The sequence below is a fragment of the Streptococcus sp. 79 genome, assembly GCF_013277425.1.
GTDB classification, from domain to species: Bacteria; Bacillota; Bacilli; order Lactobacillales; family Streptococcaceae; genus Streptococcus; species Streptococcus pseudopneumoniae.
Map to the genome: position 1 here is coordinate 1 of NZ_VMMW01000071.1, position 653 is coordinate 653.

Genomic DNA, 653 nt, shown 5'->3' on the forward strand with positions numbered 1-653 from the left:
AAGCACAAGTAGAAGCAGCGAAAACAGCTTTAGACAAAGCAGCAGAATTATTGAAAGCTCTTGACAGAGATGGTGCTAAAAAAGAAATTGAAGCTGCTGCTAAAAAAGCGATAGATGCTATTGAAGCTAGTACAACCTTAACGCCAGAACAAAAGGCGGAAGAAAAAGCAAAAGTAGCTAAAGAAGTAAAAGATGCAACAGATGCTATTGATAAAGCAACAACTGAAGATGGTATCAATTCTGCAAAAGATAAAGGAAAATTAGCTATCGAAAAAGAAGTTGCAATTACAGCAATCAATGCTGAAAAAACAGCGAAAGAAAAAGAAATCGATAATAATTCTAACTTATCCGACGATGAAAAAGCAGCAGCTAAGGAACAAGCCAAAGCGGCAGCGGACAAAGCTATCCAAGCCATTGACGCAGCAAGCGACCAAGCAGGCGTGGACAAAGCGCAAGCAGACGGAATTGCCGCAGTAGCAGCAGTTAATCCAGTGGCTAAGGACAAAGCTAAGGAAGCAGTAGCAGCTAAGCTTAAGGAAAAAGAAGCCGAGATTGATGCGAACGCTAACCTTTCAGATGCAGAAAAAGCAGCAGCGAAAGAACAAGCTAAGCAAGCAGCAGACAAAGCTATCCAAGCCATTGACGCAGCAAGC

General features: G+C 42.0%; 1 protein-coding gene. It reads left to right on the forward strand.

What is annotated here, in order from left to right; all coding sequences use genetic code 11:
- The coding region (locus HT729_RS09280; protein ID WP_172931941.1) for a DUF1542 domain-containing protein at nt 1–653 on the forward strand (653 nt) is incomplete at both ends.